1 protein-coding gene is annotated in these 690 nt (G+C 35.5%); it reads right to left on the bottom strand.

Annotated elements, in window-relative coordinates:
• Positions 1 to 690: peptide ABC transporter substrate-binding protein (locus CN288_RS27815; RefSeq protein WP_141528035.1), on the bottom strand; the 690-nt coding region annotated here is incomplete at both ends.

Here is a 690-nt window from a genome sequence, read left to right as displayed (position 1 = left end):
TGGTTCAGAATATACACCAAACTCTTCTTTGTTATTTCTATATTTATCAACAAACTCTCCACTTAATAAAGTAAAGTCAATCTCACCACTATCATATAGATTTACACGAGTTGCCATATCTTTAACAACACTGTAGTTAATCTCATCTAACTTCACATTCTTTTTATCCCAATAACTATCATTTTTCTTCAGTTTCCATCCTTGCTCATGTTTCCAATCAGTTAGAACAAACGGTCCATTATAAACCACTGTATCAGACTCTAAGCCGAATTTCTCTCCTTTTTCCTTTACAAACTTTTCATTTAATGGGTAGTACGATGGGAATGCTGTTAAGTTTAAGAAATACGGAACTGCGTTTTCTAGTTCAACTTCAAGTGTGTAATCATCTACCGCTTTTGCACCTAGTGTAGATACTTCTGCTTTTCCTTGATTAATCGCTTCTGCATTTTTAATGTAATATGCAATAAATGCGTACTCTGCAGCTGTCTTTGGATCTAACAAACGTTGCCACGCATACACGAAGTCTTTCGCTGTTACTGGATCACCGTTTGACCATTTTGCATCTTTACGAAGTTTAAATGTATATTTTTTGCCATCTTCACTTTTCGTGCTGGATTCAGCTGCAGCTGGGATTGGCTTATTATCTTTATCAAGGCGATATAATCCTTCCATTGTATTCCCTAAGATTTG

The organism is Bacillus sp. AFS023182 (genome assembly GCF_002560575.1).
Taxonomy (GTDB): Bacteria; Bacillota; Bacilli; order Bacillales; family Bacillaceae_G; genus Bacillus_A; species Bacillus_A arachidis.
This window is presented reverse-complemented; position numbering and strand designations above follow the sequence as displayed.